Origin of the sequence: Nocardiopsis deserti (assembly GCF_008638355.1) — a bacterium.
Classification (GTDB): Bacteria; Actinomycetota; Actinomycetes; order Streptosporangiales; family Streptosporangiaceae; genus Nocardiopsis; species Nocardiopsis alborubida.
In genome coordinates, this window is the sequence record NZ_VWVS01000001.1 from 234,656 (window position 1) to 251,986 (window position 17,331).

Here is a 17,331-nt window from a genome sequence, read left to right on the forward strand (position 1 = left end):
CAGTACCTTGACCAAGAAGCGGTCTACGGCCTACGGGTCCACGGTGGCGCTCAAAGCAGCGATGGCGGTCACCGGGGCGATCCTCGTGCTGTATTTGATCGCGCACATGTACGGCAACCTCAAGATCTTCTCGGGCCAGGAGGCTTTTGACGGCTACGCCCACAGCCTCCGTGAGCTGGGCTACCCGCTGCTGCCCGAGAGCGGATTCCTGTGGATCTTCCGCATCGTCCTGCTGGCGAGCGTCCTGATCCACATCTACGCGGCGGTGTCGCTGTGGGCCCGCGCCCGCAGAGCGCGTCCCGCCGCCCAGCGCTACCAGGTGAAGAAGAGGGTGGCCCGCAGCTACGCCTCCTACACCATGCGCTACGGCGGCGTCCTGGTCGCGCTGTTCGTGGTCTTCCACATCCTGCACCTGACCACGAACACCATCGCTCCCGGCGGCGCGTCCGACAGCCCCTACGAGCGGCTCGTGAACGGGTTCCAGCCCGAGTTCTGGTACGTGACCCTGTTCTACGTCCTGTCCGTGATCGCTGCGGGCCTGCACCTGCGACACGGCATCTGGAGCGGCCTGGCGACCCTCGGCGTCAACCAGGCCAGCCGTCAGGGCATGCTCAACGCGGTCGCCGTGGGTCTGTCGCTGATCGTGACGGTCGGCTTCCTGCTCCCGCCTCTGGCGGTCACCTTTGGACTGGTGAGTTAATTGTCTGAGAACGACTTCTACCGCGTCGGCGACCCGATCCGGGACGAGAAGGCCCCGGAGGGCCCGATCAACGAGCGCTGGGACAAGCGGCGCTTCTCGGCCAAGCTGGTCAACCCCGCGAACCGGCGCAAGCTCTCCGTGATCATGGTGGGCACCGGCCTGGCCGGCGCCTCCGCGGCCGCGACCCTGGGCGAGGCGGGCTACAACGTCACCTCGTTCTGCTACCAGGACAGCCCGCGCCGCGCGCACTCCATCGCGGCCCAGGGCGGCATCAACGCCGCCAAGAACTACCGCAACGACGGTGACAGCATCTACCGGCTGTTCTACGACACCGTCAAGGGCGGCGACTTCCGCTCCCGCGAGTCGAACGTCTACCGCCTGGCCCAGACCAGTGTCGAGATCATCGACCAGTGCGTCGCCCAGGGCGTGCCCTTCGCCCGCGAGTACGGCGGCCTGCTCGACAACCGCTCCTTCGGCGGCGTGCAGGTCTCGCGTACCTTCTACGCGCGCGGCCAGACGGGCCAGCAGCTGCTCATCGGCGCCTACCAGGCGCTGGAGCGCCAGGTCGCGGCGGGCAGCGTCAAGATGCACACCCGCCACGAGATGCTGGAAGTCATCGTCGTGGACGGCCGGGCGCGCGGCGTCATCGTCCGCGACATGGTCACCGGTGAGATCGAGACGCACTTCGCCGACGCCGTGGTGCTGGCCACCGGCGGCTACGGCAACGTGTTCTTCCTGTCGACCAACGCGATGGGCTCGAACGTCACCGCGACCTGGCGCGCGCACCGCAAGGGCGCGCTCTTCGCCAACCCGTGCTACACGCAGATCCACCCGACCTGCATCCCGGTCAGCGGCGACTACCAGTCCAAGCTGACCCTGATGAGCGAGTCGCTGCGCAACGACGGCCGCATCTGGGTGCCCAAGGCGCACGGGGACACCCGCGACCCGCGCCAGATCCCCGAGGACGAGCGCGACTACTACCTGGAGCGCATCTACCCGGCCTTCGGCAACCTGGTGCCGCGTGACATCGCCTCCCGCGCCGCCAAGAACGTCTGCGACGAGGGCCGCGGCGTCGGCCCCGGCGGTCTGGGCGTCTACCTGGACTTCGCCGACGCCATCGGGCGCATGGGGCAGGACGCCGTCGAGGCCAAGTACGGCAACCTGTTCGACATGTACCAGCGCATCACCGGCGAGAACCCGTACGAGGTGCCGATGCGCATCTACCCGGCGGTGCACTACACCATGGGCGGCCTGTGGGTCGACTACGACCTCCAGAGCTCCATCCCGGGCCTGTTCGTGACCGGTGAGGCCAACTTCTCCGACCACGGCGCCAACCGCCTGGGCGCCAGCGCGCTGATGCAGGGACTGGCGGACGGCTACTTCGTCCTGCCCAACACCATCAACGACTACCTGTCGGCGGGTCCCTTCGACGCCATCGACGAGTCGCACCCCGAGGCCGTGTCGGCCAAGGAGCAGGTCACCTCCCGCATCGACAAGCTGCTCTCCATCCAGGGCTCCCGCACCGTCGACTCCTTCCACAAGGAGCTCGGCCACATCATGTGGGAGTACTGCGGCATGGAGCGCAGCGAGGAGGGCCTGACCAAGGCCATCGAGCTCATCCGGGCGCTGCGTGCCGAGTTCTGGCGCGACGTCAAGGTGCTGGGCACCAACGAGGAGTTCAACCAGGCCCTGGAGAAGGCCAACCGCGTGGCCGACTTCCTGGAGCTGGGCGAGCTCATGTGCATCGACGCCCTGCACCGCCGCGAGTCCTGCGGCGGCCACTTCCGCGCCGAGAGCCAGACCGAGGACGGCGAGGCGCTGCGCCACGACGACGAGTTCGCCTACGTGGCTGCCTGGGCGTTCGGCGGCGATGACAGCAAGCCCGTACTCCACAAGGAGAACCTGGAGTACGAGTACGTCGAGATGAAGCAGCGGAGCTACAAGTGAACATCACCCTGCGCGTATGGCGTCAGAAGGGGCCGGACGACGAGGGTCGGCTGGCCACGTACAAGCTCACCGACGTCTCCCCGGACATGTCGTTCCTGGAGATGCTCGACGTCCTCAACGAGAAGCTCACGCTGGAGAACGAGGACCCGGTCGCCTTCGACCACGACTGCCGTGAGGGCATCTGCGGTGCCTGCGGTGTCGTGATCGACGGTGAGGCGCACGGCCCCGAGCGCACCACGACCTGCCAGCTGCACATGCGCAGCTTCAACGACGGCGACACCATCACGGTGGAGCCGTGGCGGGCCAAGGCGTTCCCGGTCGTCAGGGACCTGGTCGTGGACCGCGGCGCGTTCGACCGCATCATCCAGGCGGGCGGCTACATCAGCGCCCCGACGGGTACCGCGCCGGACGCCCACGCCAACCCGATCCCGAAGCCGGACGCGGACCGCGCGTTCGACGCCGCGACCTGCATCGGCTGCGGCGCGTGCGTGGCGGCCTGCCCGAACGCCTCCAGCATGCTGTTCACCGCCGCGAAGGTCACCCACCTGGGCATGCTCCCGCAGGGACAGCCCGAGCGGTCCTCGCGCGTGGTGAAGATGATCAACCAGCAGGACGAGGAGGACTTCGGCGGCTGCACCAACATCGGTGAGTGCGCCGCGGTCTGCCCGAAGGGCATCCCGCTGGACACGATCTCGCAGCTCAACCGCGACCTGCTGGGCTCGCTCAGCAAGGGCGTCGGCTGACCGCCGACCCCTGTCGCACCGCACGGGCCGCGCTCCTCCGGGGGCGCGGCCCGTCGCCTCTCCCGGGGATCACTCGGCCAGGCGCCGGAGCGGTCCGGCGTCCTGCTCCGCCGTCTCCCGGGCGCGCTCCGGGACCTTGCGCGTCTGACGGCTCGCGACGAAGTCCTCGACGGCGGTGACGACCGCGGCCTCGACGCTGACGCCGTCCTCCTCCGCGACCTCCCTGATCAGGGCGTGGAGGCCGTCGTGCATGTGCAGATGCATGTCCATGCCACGACGCTACCCGGAGACGGTCTCCGGTACGGGCGGAAACGGGGAACGCGTGAGGGATTCCCGGCCCCGCGCTCCCGGCGGCCGACCGCGGGCCCGCAGCGGTCAGCGGGGTGACGACGTGGGACGCCAGCGGTTCAGGGCGGACGCGGCCGCGGATCTCAGGTCCGGTAGCGCCGGGCGACCGTGTGGAAGGCCTCCTTGGGCTCCCAGGACGACGGATCGCCCCCGGCCGTGCGCACCACGCCGAACCCGGCCGCGTCCAGGTCGTACACGGGGTTCTCGCTGTGGGGGAAGTCCGGCATGGCGAACGTGAACACGAACGCGCCGTGCACCCCCCGCTCCCGGTACAGCCCCAGCAGCGCGTCGAGGTACCCGGCCTGCACGGCCTCGTTGCGCGCGGTGCCCCGGCGCAGGCGCGGCGGATCGGCGAACCAGTTCACCGCGAGGAAGGACCCCGCCCCCCGCAGGTCGGCCCCGTCGTGCGCGCCGCAGCCGAACTCGGTGATCACCAGGGGCTTGGCGGAACCGCTCCGGAGGGCGTCCAGGCGCCGCTCGTAGGCGTCGGCGTCGGTCCCGAACCGGTACAGGTTCACCCCGGCCAGGTCGAAGCCCGACCAGTCCACCTCCTCCCAGCCCCCGGCCCCGTAGGTCACCGGCCCCCCGAAGTTCTCGCGGGCCACGTCCAGGGCCGCGGTGAGCAGCGCGGCGAGCCTGCGGTTCATCCGCCGTTGGAAGGGACGGCGCAGCCACGGGCGGATGACGAACTGCAGGCGGGCGAAGTCGCTCGCCCCGGGGAGCAGGCCGGGGGAGGTCAGCGAGAACTCGGTGCCGACCATGAGGGTCACCCGGCCCGGGTGGTCCAGGCGCAGCTCCTCCGCCATGCGGGCGGTGGCGGCCAGGTGCTCCAGCCGCTCGGCGACCGGCGGGTTCTCCGGCTGCGGGCGCACCCACACGTCCAGTCCCGCCTCCAGGGCGGCGCGCGCGGCGGCCCGCTGGCGTCCGGTGTCGGCGCCGATCAGCATCACCGCGGTGCAGTGCAGGTCCTGGCGGATGACGCGCATGTCGCGCGCCGCCGCCTCCTCGGGTACGCCGTCGGTGTGGTGGGAGATTCCTCGGATGTCCACGCGCCCATCCTGTCAGGAGGCCCGGTGGATCAGAAGGCCCTGCCCCGTCCGCGGTGCGTTCTCGGCCGGGAACAGGGGCGCCGCAGGTCCCGGCCCCGGCTCTCCGGCCGGGTCCGGCCGGAGAAGCGCGGGCAGCGGACGACCGGGTTCAGAAGGCGGCGGGGCGCAGCATGCAGTAGGCCGAGGGTGCCGCCGGGGGGTGGACCGCCCGCACCATCCGGAAGTCGTAGTCCTCGTAGTAGCCGATGTCCGCCGGGTTCGCCGTCTCCAGGTAGACCGGCACGCCGTCCGCGTCGGCCCGGGCCAGGCCCGCGCGCAGCAGCCGCGCCCCCGTGTCGCTCCCGTTCGCCGCGGGGTCGGAGCCCAGCACGCACAGGTACCAGTGCGGGTCCTCCGGAACGGACGCCCTGAGCTCGCCGTTGTACCAGGTCAGCTCCGGCAGCCGGGACAACCCCACCAGCCGGATCCAGTGCGGCAGCGACCGCAGCGGGACCGCGGCGCCCTCCCGCCTGACGCCGGGCGGGGTCCACAGGGCCGCGCCCCGCACCACCGGTTCGCGCGCGGGGCCCTCCAGGGTCTCCGCCACGACGGCGTGGCCGCCGGGGACGTGGCCGAACCCGGCCAGCAGCGCGCACGCGCGGAAGTTCTGCACCATGCGCAGGTCGTCGTCCGGGAAGAGCCACCGGAAGAGCGGGTCGTGGTAGAGGGCGCGGCTCAGCACCCGTGCCACGGCGGGCACGTCGTTCATGGTCGCGGTGCGGACCGCCTGTACCGCTGTGGGGGTCACGGGCGCTGCCTCTTCCCTGGGGCCGGGGTTCCCTTGTGCCGGGGGGCTCCGATCACCGCTCATGGTAGGGCTCGCGACCGTCGCGGGTGGGGTGTTTCCTCAGGAAGGGGCAGCGGGCCCGCGAGGCCTCAGGAGGGGTCGCGCAGCAGGAAGTAGTTGGTCCCCGCCTCCGGGCTCTCCGTCTCCCGCACCAGCCGGAACCCGAACCGCTCGTAGAAGCCGACGGTCTTGGGGTTGAGCGTCTGGGTGAACACCGGAAGCCCCTCGGAGTCGGCGCGGTCCAGGCCCGAGGCGAGCAGTCCGCCGCCGACGCCGGTGCCGGAGGCGGCCGGGTCCACGCCCAGCGCCGCCAGGTACAGGTGGGGTTCCTGAGGCGCGGCCAGCTTCCACTCGGCGAACACGCGCACGAACGCCGCCAGGCGGGTGCGGCCGATCAGGGGACCCCAGTGCGGCCAGGTGCGCAGCGACACCAGTTGGCCCTCGGGGTTGGTGGTGGGGGGCGCCCACAGCGCCGCGCCGCGCACCACCGGCGCCTCCTCGCTCTCGTCCCTGGTCTCGGCGACCCTGGTCCCACCCGAGGGAACGTAGCCGAAGCCCGCGGTCAGGGCGAAGAAGCGGCGCGTCCTGGCCATCCGCAGTTCGTCGTCGGGGAACAACCACCGGAAGAGCGGGTCCTCCTGCGCTGACCTGGCCAGAACGCGCGCGACGCCGGCGACGTCGTCGATCGTGGCGGTACGGGAGGCTGCTGTGACGGTTGGACTCATCCCGGAATCTCTCTGATAGGGGCCTTTCGACCATGGTAGATCACGGAACCATCACGACAGTGCCGTGGTGGGGGTCGGGGCGTCCGGGGAGAACGCGGCCGGGACCGGCTGGTCGAACACGTGGGCCCGCACCCAGGCGTGCATCGCGATCGCGGCCGCGGCCCCGGCGTTGATCGACCGGGTCGAGCCGAACTGGGAGATCGACAGCACCGCCCGGCACACCCGCCGCACCTCCTCCGAGAGCCCCGGACCCTCCTGCCCGAACACCAGCACCGCGTTCCTGGGCAGCGGGTAGGTCTCCAGCGGCACCGAGCCCGGCAGGTTGTCCACGCCGAGCAGCGCCAGACCGCGTTCCTCGGCCCACGCCACCAGCGCCTCCGTGTCGGGGTGGTGGTGGACGTGCTGGTAGCGGTCGGTCACCATCGCGCCGCGCTTGTTCCAGCGGCGGCGGCCCACGATGTGCACGGCCGCGCACCCGAACGCGTTGGCGGTGCGCACGACCGAGCCGATGTTGAAGTCGTGCGTCCAGTTCTCCACGGCGACGTGGAAGGGGTGGCGCACGGTGTCGAGGTCGGCCACGATCGCCTCGCGCCGCCAGTACCGGTAGCGGTCCACGACGTTGCGGCGGTCGCCACCGGCCAGCAGTTCGGGGTCGTAGTGGTCGCCCTCGGGCCAGGGGCCCTCCCACGGGCCCACGCCCACCTCGCGCGCCTCGTCCTCGTCGGCGCCGTCCGCGGACGCGCGGGAGGCGGGACCGCGGACGGCGCCGGAGGGAGGGAACTGGGGTGCGGGGTGCTCGTTCATCCGTTCCAGCTTACGAACGCTCCGCGGTGGGGCCTCCTACAGGTTGATGTCCCCGTGGAAGTCGCGGCCCTGGAACACGCGCGCCTTGCCGCTGACGTCTCCCTGGATGCTGTTGTGCACGGCCCCGTCGCCCTCCTGGACGACCTCGCGGCGCAGTTCCTCCATCAGCGCGTGGATGGCGGGGTCCGCGCCCTCGGCCCGCTCCAGGTGCTCGGCGACGGCGGCCAGCGCCTCGGGGTCATCCGGCTCCAGGAGGGCGTCGTCCAGGACCTGCTGGGATTCGGGGTCGGAGCGAAAGCGCGCGAAGACCGCCTTGCGCAGGGACTTGAAGGCGGCGACGGTGCCTTCGGTCGCCGCCTCGGTGATCTTGCCGACCGCGCCGGTGACGACGGCGGCGGCGATGGCGAGGGTGACGGGATCGGCCACGGGGGGGGCTCCTTCGTGAGGGAGGTCGCGTTCGCCCCCAGTCTTCCCCCTCAGGCGCGGTGCTGTCGCCTCTTCGTCACAAAGAGTGCCACCGTGCGCCAGCCGAGCATGGTCGCGGCGAGGAACAGCGAGGTGACGATGACGAAGCTGAGCGGGGCGCCCTCTCCCAGGAACACGCGCAGCGCCATCCCCGCGGCCACGGTCACGGCCCACACGAACACGCCCGTCGGCCAGATCCGGGCGGGGGCGGTCCAGGCGAGGGTGACCGCCCAGCCCAGGACCGTCCCGGCGGCGAACGGCCACGCGGTCCAGGCGGTCTCGGCCAGGGCCGTGCCGGTCCCGTGGTCGGTCCTGCCGATCACGACGAAGGCCAGCACGCAGACCAGGTCGGCCAGCAGCGCGGCGAGGGCGCGGGGCGCGGTGGAGGAACGCATACGGCCAGGCTATGCCCGGGTCGCGGGAGCGGTCGGGCGGGGCGGTGCGGTGCGCCGCGACGTGTCGCGGCGGTGGGTCGCGGGCGCGGGGCGCGGTGGTGCAGGGGAAATCCGGTGGGCGGGCGGAGAGGGGGAGAACCCCTACCGTCGCGGGAGTGTCCTAGGTTGGTGGTCGCCGATCGCGCCGACCGCCGGTGGCGAACGTGCCCCCGCAGCCCCACCCGACCCCGGATCCAGAAGGTCGTCCACGCCACATGAGCGCCGCCCCCTCGCCCATGCACCCCGGTTCCGCGCCGCCTCCCCTGCCGACCGGCGTGCGACCCCTCGCCTCCGACGAGCCCCGGCGCGTCGGCCCCTTCCGGGTGGTGGGCCGGATCGGCTCGGGCGGTATGGGCGTGGTCTACGCGGCGCTGGACGACGCCGACCGGCGGGTGGCGGTCAAGTGCGTGCACCGGGTCTACGCGGGCGACGGGGAGTTCCGGGAGCGCTTCGCCCGCGAGGTCGCCCTGGTGCGCCGGGTGCGCGCGGCCTGCGTGCCCGGGTTCGTGGGCGCCGACACCCGTGCCGAGGTTCCCTGGCTGGCCACCGAGTACGTCCCCGGGCCGACCCTGGACGCCCGTGTGCGGGCCCGGGGACCGCTCACCGGCGCGGCACTCACCGCGTTCGCACTGGGCGTGGCCGAGGCCCTGACCGCGATCCACGGGACGGGTGTGGTGCACCGCGACCTCAAGCCCGGCAACGTGATCCTGTCCCCGGACGGCCCGAGGGTGCTGGACTTCGGTATCGCGCGGACGGTCGACGGCACCGCGCTCACCCGGACCGGCGGGCTGGTCGGCACGCCGGGCTGGACCTCCCCGGAGCAGTACGCGGGACGCGGGGCCACCGACCGCTCCGACATGTTCGCCTGGGGCGGGCTGGTGGCCTTCGCCGCCACCGGACGCAACCCGTTCGGCGCGGGCGGCACCGACACCATGGTGCCGCGCGTGCTGTCGGAGCCGCCGGACCTGGAGGGCCTTTCCGGGGCCCTGCGCGCGCTGGTGGAGCGGGCCCTGGACAAGGACCCGGCGCGGCGGCCGGACGCGGACGCGGCGCTGCGGGAGGCGGCCGCGCTGCTGCGCGCCGCCTCCGGTGAGGACACCGGCGCGGACATCCCCCGGCTCGTGGCACGGGCCTGGACCGGCGCAGCCGACCCCGACGACGGCCGGACCGACCTCTGGCGCTTCCACGCCCCGCCCCGGCGCTCCTGGGCACGCCGCAACCAGCGGCCCCTGGCGGTCGGCGCGGCCGGACTCGCGCTCGCCGTGCTGGCCGGGACGGGTCTCGCCTCCCTCTCCGGCGGCGGGGAGGGAGGGTCCGGGGCGGACGGCACCCCCGGCGGGGGGACCTCCACCGCGGACACCGCCGACGGCGGCGGTGCGGGGCAGGGCGGTGCGGGGGAGGACGTCCCCGCCGAGTACCGGGACCTGTACGCCACCGGAACCGTGGCCGTGGAGCCCGTCCCCGGCGACAGCGCCCGGCTCGTCCGCACGCTCGAACCCGCGGAAGGGGGCGGCGAAGCGCTGGACCAGCTGCGGCTGACCTTCACCCGCGGGGAGCGCTTCACGAACTCGGTCACCGTCACGGCCACCGCCGAGTACCTCCCCGACTTCGGCGGCCTGAGCATCCACAGCGACGACTTCTCCTGGGTGTGGATGATCACTCCGGAGCAGGAACACCTCGACTTCTCCCGGCCCGGCAGCCGGGGCATGCTCGCCGAACTCGACCCGGCGAACCCGGTGGCCGAGTTCACCGTGACGATCGTCGGCGCCGTCACCGGCGGCGTCTTCTACTACATGCCCGCCGAGGTCCTGGACGAGGGCCAGCGGGCCGCCCCCGGCTACCCCGGCGGTTTCTGCCACGTGGCACCGAACCTGGGCAACGAGCAGACCTACCCCGGCTTCACCGACTCGCCGGGCCTGGCCCCGCACGACGCCACGCTGGTCGACGGCGTCCCCGTCAACAGCTGCGTGTACGAGGAGTCCGACCCGTTCTCCTGAGCCCGCGCCCACCGCCTTCGACCCCGAACCCCAGGAAGGGCACACGTTGACCTCCCCGACCCCGCAGACCACGCCTCCCTTCGACCGGAAGCGGCTTCCCCCCGGCGTGGAACCGCCCACCGCGGCCGACCCCGAGCGCATCGGCGGCTACAGCGTGGTCGGCTGCGTCGGTGCGGGCGGTATGGGAGCCGTCTACGCGGGCCTGGACGCGGGCGGCGGCTGCGCCGCGGTCAAGGTCGTCCACGCCCACTTCGCCGCCGACGCCGACTTCCGGGCCCGGTTCGTCCGCGAGGTGGAGATGGTCAGGCGGGTGCGCGCCGCCTGCGCGCCCGCGTTCCTGGACGCCGACGCGCGGGCGGACACGCCGTGGCTGGCCACCGAGTACGTGCCCGGCCTGACCCTGCGCCAGCACGTACGGCGGCACGGACCGCTCTCGGGGGGCGTCCTGCTCGCCCTGGCGGTCGGCCTGGCCGAGGCGCTCACCGCGATCCACGCGGCGGGCGTGGTGCACCGCGACCTCAAGCCCGGCAACGTCATCCTGTCCCCGACCGGACCGAAGGTGCTCGACTTCGGGATCGCCCGCGCCGTGGAGGGCACCGCGCTCACCCGCACCGGCGGCCTGTTCGGCACCCCGGGGTGGGTGGCCCCGGAGCAGTACGAGGGCCAGGCCGCCAGCGACCGGTCCGACATGTTCGCCTGGGCGGGTCTGGTCGCCTTCGCCGCCACCGGCCGCGACCCCTTCGGACGGGAGTCCGCCGAGGTGGTGTCCCACCGGGTCCGCAACGGCGAGCCGGACCTGGACGGGGTGCCGCCCGAGCTCCTGGACCCGGTGCGGCGGGCGTTCGACAAGGACCCCGGACGCAGGCCCCCGGCGGTCGAGGTGGTCACCGCGCTCACCTCCGGCTGGAACGCCACCCGGATCCAGCCCTTCCACGGCGACCCGGTGACCGAGGTCGTCCCCGGCCTGCTCGCCACCGAGTGGCGGGGGGTGGAGGCTCCCGCGCCCCGCCGGGTGCGCCGGTCGGGCCGGGCGCCGCTGCTCGCGGCCACCGCGGCCGTCCTGGTCGCCGCGCTGGTCGGCACCTGGCTGGTCGTGCGCCCCGAAGGCGGTCAGGAGGCCGCCGACGGGGGAGCCGCCGACGGGGGAACCGCCACCGGGGACGCGGCGGGCACCACCGGGGACGCGGCGGGCAGCGGGGAGCCCGCCGTGCGGACCGACCCCGAGAACTTGGAGGCGGTGGTGGGGGAAGCCGTCGAGCTGGCCCTCGGCGCGTCGAGCTTCACGGCCTACTCCGCGACGAGGGAGGCCGAGATGAGCACGGGGAGCACGACCAGGTACTCCTACACCGAGGACCCCGAACCCAGGTACTTCCAGAGCCTCTACGCGGGACCGGCCACCTTCGTCACCCTGGAGGTCGGCGAGGGGCCGGACGACGTCCTGGCCCGCACGGACTCCAACCTGGTCGGGCTGGTCGAGGGCGCGTACTACCGTCCCGCGCCGGAGGAACTGGAGGACGGGCCCCGGGCGGGCTGGACGTCCACCGTGGAGTCCCTCCGGGCCGTCCTCGGCGAGGGGAGACAGGTCAGCTACCAGGGGGAGTCGGCGCCACCCGTCACCGACTACCCCGAGGACATGACCGAGGGCGTCGACCTGAGCGGACGCACGGGACACCACTACACCGGAACCTACGTCGGGGAGTCGATCCTCGCTCCAGGACAGGAGGCGGAGTTCACCTTCGACCTGTGGATCGGCGGGGACGGCTACCCGCAGCACTTCCAGACCTACGAGTCCTCGGAGGGCGAGGGCGTCAACGGCACCTTCCTGACCGGGAACTCCACGACCGTCGGCTTCCTCCAGTTCAACGGGCCCGTGGAGGTCGAGGTCCCCGACGAGTCGGAGATCGCCGCCAGCAGGGAGGAGGCGGCCCCGCAGACCGGGACCGGCTGAGCTCCGCGCCGCGTCGCGTGCAGACGTCCGCGAGGACACCGGGGGGAGCCGCCCCCGACCCCGGACGATCGCGCCGTCCGAGCCCGCCCGGTGCCGAGCGCCGTCCCGCGCGCGGCACCGGGCGGGGCGGTCGCTACCCCTCGCCCCGGAGGTTCTCCCTGAGGAACTCCACCTGGAGCAGCATCAGGTTCTCCGCGACCGTCGGGTCCGAGGGCGAGTGCGTCACCCCCGACAGCGGCAGCACCGTGTGCGGGCGCCCCGCCGCCATCAGCGCCGACGACATCCGCTGCGTGTGCGCGAAGGCCACGTTGTCGTCCGCCAGGCCGTGGACCATCATCAGCGGGCGCTCCAGCCTGGCCGCCTCCGCCAGCAGCGAGCTGTGCCCGTAGGCTTCCGGCTCACCCTCGGGGGTGCCCAGGTAGCGCTCGGTGTAGTGGGTGTCGTACAGCTCCCAGTCGATGACCGGCGCGCCCGCGACCGCCGCGTGGAACACGTCCGGGCGGCGCAGCACCGCCAGCGCCGCCAGGTACCCGCCGAACGACCAGCCGTGGATGCCCACCCGTGACACGTCCAGGCAGTCGAACCGCTCCGCCGCGTCCTCCAGTGCCGCCACCTGGTCCTCCAGGACGGGCGCGGCCAGGTCGAGGTGGACGCTCTGCTCCCACTCCACCCCGAGGCCCGGCGTGCCCCGACCGTCCGCGATGAGCACCGCGAACCCCTGTTCGGCGTACCACTGGGCGGTCAGGTACGCCCCGCGCGCGTTGAGCACCCGCTGGGCGTGCGGGCCTCCGTAGGGCGCCATCAGCACCGGCAGCGGTCGCAGCTCCTCCCGGTACCAGGACGGCAGCACCAGGGCGCTCGGGATGCGGCGCTCACCGGCACGCCAGAACTCCACGCGCGGCTCCGGCAGGTCCGGGGCCTCGGCCAGGCTCTCGATCTCGGAGCAGGACCGGCGCGTCTCGGTGCTGGCGCCGCGCAGCACCACCGTGTGCGCGCCCGGGAAGTCCATCGACCGGTGCTGCACCACCAGGGTGTCGCCGCGCAGCCGTCCCGAGCGCAGGCCGCTGTGCGCGCCCGAGTCGGCGGACCTGCTGCACCCGTGCCCGGGCACCTCCACCGGCGCGGCCAGGCCCGTGTCCAGTTCGACCAGCCACAGCGACACGTCGCCGGGGCTCCCCGCAGGCGATCCCGAGTACAGGACCCGGTCGCCGTCCACGTCGACCACACCGCGCACGTACACGTCCGCGGGGCTGACCGGGGCGTCGCCGACGTAGACCCGGCGCTCGCCCCCGGCCTCGCGGCCGATCCACACCAGGGCGCCCGCACCGGTGTAGGCGGGCACGCCCGGCATCAGCTCGACCCACACGCCGTCGGACTCGGTGCGCGACTCCGCCACCAGGCCGGTCGCGGGGTCGGCGCTGAACAGGGTCAGCGTGCGCTGGTCGCGGCTCTGCGCGGTGAACACCACGGTCGGCGTGCCGTCCGGCCCGGTCGTCCAGCCGACCGTCGCCAGGTAGGGCAGGGCTTCGCGGTCCCACTCGACCCAGGCCGGCTCGGGCCGTTCGCCCCCGCGCGGGCCGACCGGGAACACGGCCAGGCGCACGTCGGCGTTGGCGCCGCCCGCGGGCGGGTAGCGCAGGGCCGTCGGCTCCTGGCCGGGACTGCCGGGATCGGAGACGTACCAGGTGTTCACCCCGGACTCGTCCACGCGCGCGACGGCGAGGGCGGAGCCGTCCGGCGCCCACCAGAAGCCCCGGTAGCGCCCCATCTCCTCGGCGGCCACCAGCTCGGCCAGGCCCCACGTGACGTCGGGGCCGTCCGGTTCGACCACCGGGCGGTCGCCGTGGTCCGGTTCGGCGGCGTCGATGTCCAGGACGCGCACCGCGCCACCGCTGACGTAGGCGATCCGGTCGCCCGCCGGGCTGATGCGCGGGTCCACGACGGGGGCGGCGGCGGGCAGCTCGCGCGGAACGGCGCCGTCACCGACCAGGTCGACGTAGAACAGCCGCCCGGACAGGGTGAACACCGCGCGGGTGAACGCCTCGTCCACCGAGTACGACACGATTCCGCCGCCGCTCTCGCGCAGCCGCTCGCGGCGGGCCCGCTCCTCGGGCGGAAGGTTCTCGTCGTCGGCGCCCAGGGACCGGGGGTCGGCGACCACCGTGTCCGTTCCCGTCCCCTCCGTGTCGTGCACCCACAGGCAGGTGGCCTTGTCCACCCCGTCGCGCCCCCGGAGGAAGGCGACGCGCCGTCCGTCCGGCGAGATCTGGAACGCGCGGGGGACACCGATCGAGAAGCGCTGCGTGCGGGCCTGTTGGCGAGGAAAACTCATAGGCCGATTGTGTCCCATGCCGCGTCCGCCCGGGGCGCCGGTCGGCGGCCGAACGCCCTCCGTGAAGCGTGCGGTGTGGGAGGTGGCGCGCGGTTGCGACCGGTATCGTTCGCTACGTGACTGACAGGCGACTGATGATGGTGCACGCGCACCCCGACGACGAGAGCATCGTCACCGGAGCCACCCTGGCCAAGTACGCGGCCGAGGGGGCAGGTGTGACCCTGGTGACCTGCACGCTGGGGGAGGAGGGCGAGGTCATCCCCGAGGAGCTCGCGCACCTGGCCTCCGACCGCGAGGGCACCCTCGGCGAGTACCGGATCGGCGAGCTGGACAAGGCCTGTCTGGCCCTCGGCGTACGCGACCACCGCCTCCTGGGCGGACCCGGCCGCTACCGGGACTCGGGGATGATGGGCGCGCCGACCAACGAGCACCCCCGGGCGTTCTGGGGTGCGGACGTGGAGGAGGCCGCCACGCTCCTGGCGGAGGTCATCCGCGAGGTCCGCCCGCACGTGCTGGTCAGCTACGACGAGCACGGCGGCTACGGCCACCCCGACCACATCCAGGCGCACAGGGTCGCCCGGCGGGCCTTCCTCCGGGCCGGGGAACGGGCCATGCCCGGCACGCCCTGGCAGGTCCGCAAGCTCTACGCGATCGCCCAGCCGGTCTCGCGCATCGAGGAGTCCATCGCGCGGCTGAGCGAGGAGTCCGGTTCCTTCACCCCGCCCGCCCGGGTGTCCGACATCGCCCGGGGCACCCCCGAGACGGCGGTGACCACCCGCGTGGACGCCACCGACCACTGGGCGGCCAAGACGCTCGCGATGCGCGCCCACGCCACCCAGATCACGGTGGAGGGCGAGCGCTTCGCCCTGTCCAACGGCATCGCCCAGGAGATCGACGCCGTGGAGTACTTCACCCTGCTGGTGGGACCGACGCCGCGCGCCCACCGCGGCGAGTACGAGACCGACCTGTTCGCGGGGCTGTGACCGCGACCGGTGGCACCGAGCGTCTACCCTCGTCGCTGTGACCACCACACCTGAGACCGCCGCGCCCGCCGAGGGCGAGTCCTCCGCCGGGTTCCTGTCGCCGGTGCTGACCGGGACGACCTTCGTGGTCCTGCTGCTGCTCGGCGCCGCCGTGGGCATGCTCGGCACCACCGGCGCGGGCTGGCTGACCCTCCGCTGGGGCGCGGGCACGGCGGTCCAGGCCGCGAGCGCGGCCGGGCTGCTGGCCTTCCTGGCGCTGCTGTACGGCACGTGCCGCCTGTGCGCGTGGGGCAGTCGCCGCACCTCCGGGGCGGTGGCCTTCGCGGCCGGCTACCTGGCCGCGCTGATAGGGACGGTCGGCTACATGCCCGGCGGCGACATCGTGCTCACGAACCACATCATGCACAACGCGTACCTCTTCGGGGTGATGCTGGTGCTGGTGGTCGCCGTGATCCGCAGCTGGTCCTTCGTCCCGCCGCCCGGTCCCCCGAGGGCAGGGACGTCCGGGACCGACGTGCGGTCCGCGGGCGGGGGCTACCGGCGGACGCGGCCCTCCGAGCGGGCGCGGCCCTGGCGAGAGGGCTAGGACCGCGGCCCGGGAACCCCCTCCCCGCGCCGAGGCCTGCGACCCCCAGCGGACGCCACGCGCAGCACTTTCCCCGTCCGGGCGCCCGCAACAGGTTCCCGAACGACGAGGGCCCGTGAGGCGCACGCCTCACGGGCCCTGCCGGCCTCGGGCCCGGTCAGGCCCAGAACTGGAGGAGCAGCTCGCCGTAGAAGGCGACGCCGCTGAACACCGGGTTGGGCAGCACCAGGTCGAACAGGCTGTAGACCGCGTTCACCAGCAGGTCGTTCAGGCCCGGGAACCACAGGATCGCGAACACGGCCACCGAGCCGAACAGCGCGTTGTCGCGGGCCACGGTGACCCAGCCGCCGCGCTGCCAGGCGGCCAGTACCTCGAAGCCGTCCAGGCCGGGAACCGGCAGCAGGTTGATCACGGCGGCCGTCAGGTTCGCGAAGCACAGGAAGGCCATCGCCGAGATCGCCCAGTTGGTGGTGTCGTTGCCCGGGGGTACCAGGACGGACACGGTGATCGCGAACGCGGCGGACACCAGGAGGCTGGCCAGCGGTCCGGCGAGCGCCACCAGGACGCGGCGGCCCCGGGACGGGATGCGGTCCCAGTCCACGTAGGTGGGCGGACCGGTCATGCCGAAGGCGCCCAGGCCCAGGTAGGCCGAGGGCAGGACCAGCCCGGCGAAGGCCTGCCGGTAGGCGAACGGGTTGAGCCGCAGGTAGGCGCTGCCGCGCAGGGACCGGTCACCGGCCAGGTAGGCGGCGAGCGCGTGCGCGAACTCGTGGACGGCCAGGGAGACGATCCAGCCGAGCAGGATGAACACCGGCGGGACCAGCGGGGTGACGCTGGTGCCCTCGGCGACCCACTCCAGCTCCGCGGCGGTCCACGACAGCCAGCCCGCGAACCCCGCCAGGCCCAGCAGCAGCACGAACACCGGGCTGGGCACGAAGTCCGCCCAGCTCTCGGGGCGCGGGGTGTCGGGGTCGCTCCCGGACGCGGCGTCCTCGGAGGCGTCCGGTTCGGCGTCCGCCTCGGAGGCGTCCGGCCGGGCGGACGAGGGGTCTGAGGCCTTCGTCCTCACGGCGTCCCGTGACCGGGCGCCGGTCCCGGAGTCCTCGACGCCGCCGGGGCCGTCGGTGTCCTCCTCCAGGTCCGGCCGGTTGAGGGCGTCCTCGGGCATCTGCTCCCACGGGTCGGCGACTGCCCCGCCGGCCTCGGGCACGTCGGTCGTCTCCGCCTTGCGCGGCGGCTCGGGCGCGGGCATGGTGCTCCTGCTGGTCTCGGGTGGTTCGCGCTCCAGGTTAGGCCCTGGCCGGCACCCGTTCGCAGCGGGTGGCCGATGCGGGGCGCAGCCGGAAGGCGCGGTTCCCCCGCATGCGGACTCCGGGCACCGAACGCGGCTCCCGGGCCGCGCCGCGACCGCCCGTCACGCCATGCCTGCCGGTCACGCCATGCC

16 protein-coding genes are annotated in these 17,331 nt (G+C 73.4%); 7 read left to right on the plus strand and 9 right to left on the minus strand.

All coding sequences use genetic code 11. From position 1 onward, the window contains the following. Positions 1-43: 43 nt before the first annotated feature. The 3 genes from FYW99_RS10755 to FYW99_RS10765 are packed head-to-tail and all read left to right on the plus strand — an operon-like array spanning position 44 to position 3,390. The gene (locus tag FYW99_RS10755; protein ID WP_150252244.1) at positions 44-700 is read left to right on the plus strand and encodes a succinate dehydrogenase cytochrome b subunit; all 657 of its coding nucleotides are present in this window, start codon (positions 44-46) and stop codon (positions 698-700) included. After that, the gene (locus FYW99_RS10760; protein WP_150251878.1) at positions 701-2,647 is read left to right on the plus strand and encodes a fumarate reductase/succinate dehydrogenase flavoprotein subunit; all 1,947 of its coding nucleotides are present in this window, start codon (positions 701-703) and stop codon (positions 2,645-2,647) included. After that, a complete protein-coding gene (locus tag FYW99_RS10765) occupies positions 2,644-3,390 on the plus strand; it encodes a succinate dehydrogenase/fumarate reductase iron-sulfur subunit (protein WP_017564106.1) in 747 nt (248 codons plus the stop codon). Before FYW99_RS10760 ends, FYW99_RS10765 begins: the two co-directional genes overlap by 4 nt. 69 nt (positions 3,391-3,459) lie before the next feature. Here FYW99_RS10765 and FYW99_RS10770 read toward each other — a convergent pair whose 3' ends face one another. From FYW99_RS10770 to FYW99_RS10800, 7 genes are all read right to left on the minus strand, one after another. Then, positions 3,460-3,660, minus strand: a complete 201-nt coding sequence (locus tag FYW99_RS10770; RefSeq protein WP_150251879.1) for a CopG family transcriptional regulator — start codon at positions 3,658-3,660, stop codon at positions 3,460-3,462. A gap of 161 nt (positions 3,661-3,821) precedes the next feature. Beyond that, positions 3,822-4,787: a hypothetical protein gene (locus tag FYW99_RS10775; protein ID WP_150251880.1), complete on the minus strand. Its 966-nt coding sequence runs from the start codon at positions 4,785-4,787 to the stop codon at positions 3,822-3,824. 148 nt (positions 4,788-4,935) lie between these two features. Next, positions 4,936-5,574, minus strand: coding sequence for an N-acetyltransferase (locus FYW99_RS10780; RefSeq protein WP_150251881.1), 639 nt, complete (start codon positions 5,572-5,574; stop codon positions 4,936-4,938). Positions 5,575-5,702: 128 nt separating this feature from the next. Continuing rightward, positions 5,703-6,338 (minus strand): GNAT family N-acetyltransferase, encoded by a 636-nt coding sequence (locus tag FYW99_RS10785; protein ID WP_150251882.1) that lies wholly within the window; start codon positions 6,336-6,338, stop codon positions 5,703-5,705. A gap of 51 nt (positions 6,339-6,389) precedes the next feature. After that, positions 6,390-7,142 (minus strand): TrmH family RNA methyltransferase, encoded by a 753-nt coding sequence (locus FYW99_RS10790; protein WP_150251883.1) that lies wholly within the window; start codon positions 7,140-7,142, stop codon positions 6,390-6,392. Positions 7,143-7,178: 36 nt separating this feature from the next. Continuing rightward, positions 7,179-7,568, minus strand: a complete 390-nt coding sequence (locus FYW99_RS10795) for a hypothetical protein (RefSeq protein WP_150251884.1) — start codon at positions 7,566-7,568, stop codon at positions 7,179-7,181. Between the two features lie 50 nt (positions 7,569-7,618). Then, positions 7,619-8,002 carry a DUF3054 domain-containing protein gene (locus FYW99_RS10800; RefSeq protein ID WP_150251885.1) on the minus strand — a complete coding sequence of 128 codons (384 nt, stop codon included), beginning with the start codon at positions 8,000-8,002 and terminating at the stop codon, positions 7,619-7,621. Between the two features lie 254 nt (positions 8,003-8,256). Here FYW99_RS10800 and FYW99_RS10805 point away from each other — a divergent pair, with 254 nt between their 5' ends. Together FYW99_RS10805 and FYW99_RS10810 are read left to right on the plus strand one after the other, a co-directional pair. Then, positions 8,257-10,038 (plus strand): serine/threonine-protein kinase, encoded by a 1,782-nt coding sequence (locus FYW99_RS10805; protein WP_223838924.1) that lies wholly within the window; start codon positions 8,257-8,259, stop codon positions 10,036-10,038. A gap of 46 nt (positions 10,039-10,084) precedes the next feature. Next, complete coding sequence (locus FYW99_RS10810; RefSeq protein WP_150251886.1) at positions 10,085-11,986, plus strand: serine/threonine-protein kinase; 1,902 nt, start codon at positions 10,085-10,087, stop codon at positions 11,984-11,986. A 133-nt stretch (positions 11,987-12,119) separates the two neighbouring features. On the opposite strand, the gene FYW99_RS10815 is transcribed toward FYW99_RS10810, so the two are convergent. Continuing rightward, a complete protein-coding gene (locus FYW99_RS10815; RefSeq protein WP_150251887.1) occupies positions 12,120-14,318 on the minus strand; it encodes a S9 family peptidase in 2,199 nt (732 codons plus the stop codon). Positions 14,319-14,434: 116 nt separating this feature from the next. On the opposite strand from FYW99_RS10815, the gene mshB reads away from it, so the two are divergent. Then, complete coding sequence (gene mshB, locus FYW99_RS10820; RefSeq protein WP_190394622.1) at positions 14,435-15,301, plus strand: N-acetyl-1-D-myo-inositol-2-amino-2-deoxy-alpha-D-glucopyranoside deacetylase; 867 nt, start codon at positions 14,435-14,437, stop codon at positions 15,299-15,301. A gap of 37 nt (positions 15,302-15,338) precedes the next feature. After that, positions 15,339-15,887, plus strand: a complete 549-nt coding sequence (locus FYW99_RS10825; RefSeq protein WP_150251888.1) for a hypothetical protein — start codon at positions 15,339-15,341, stop codon at positions 15,885-15,887. Between the two features lie 157 nt (positions 15,888-16,044). Here the strand turns inward: FYW99_RS10825 and FYW99_RS10830 are convergent, their stop codons facing one another. Next, positions 16,045-17,139 carry a site-2 protease family protein gene (locus FYW99_RS10830; protein WP_150251889.1) on the minus strand — a complete coding sequence of 365 codons (1,095 nt, stop codon included), beginning with the start codon at positions 17,137-17,139 and terminating at the stop codon, positions 16,045-16,047. Between the last annotated feature and the right edge of the window lie 192 nt (positions 17,140-17,331).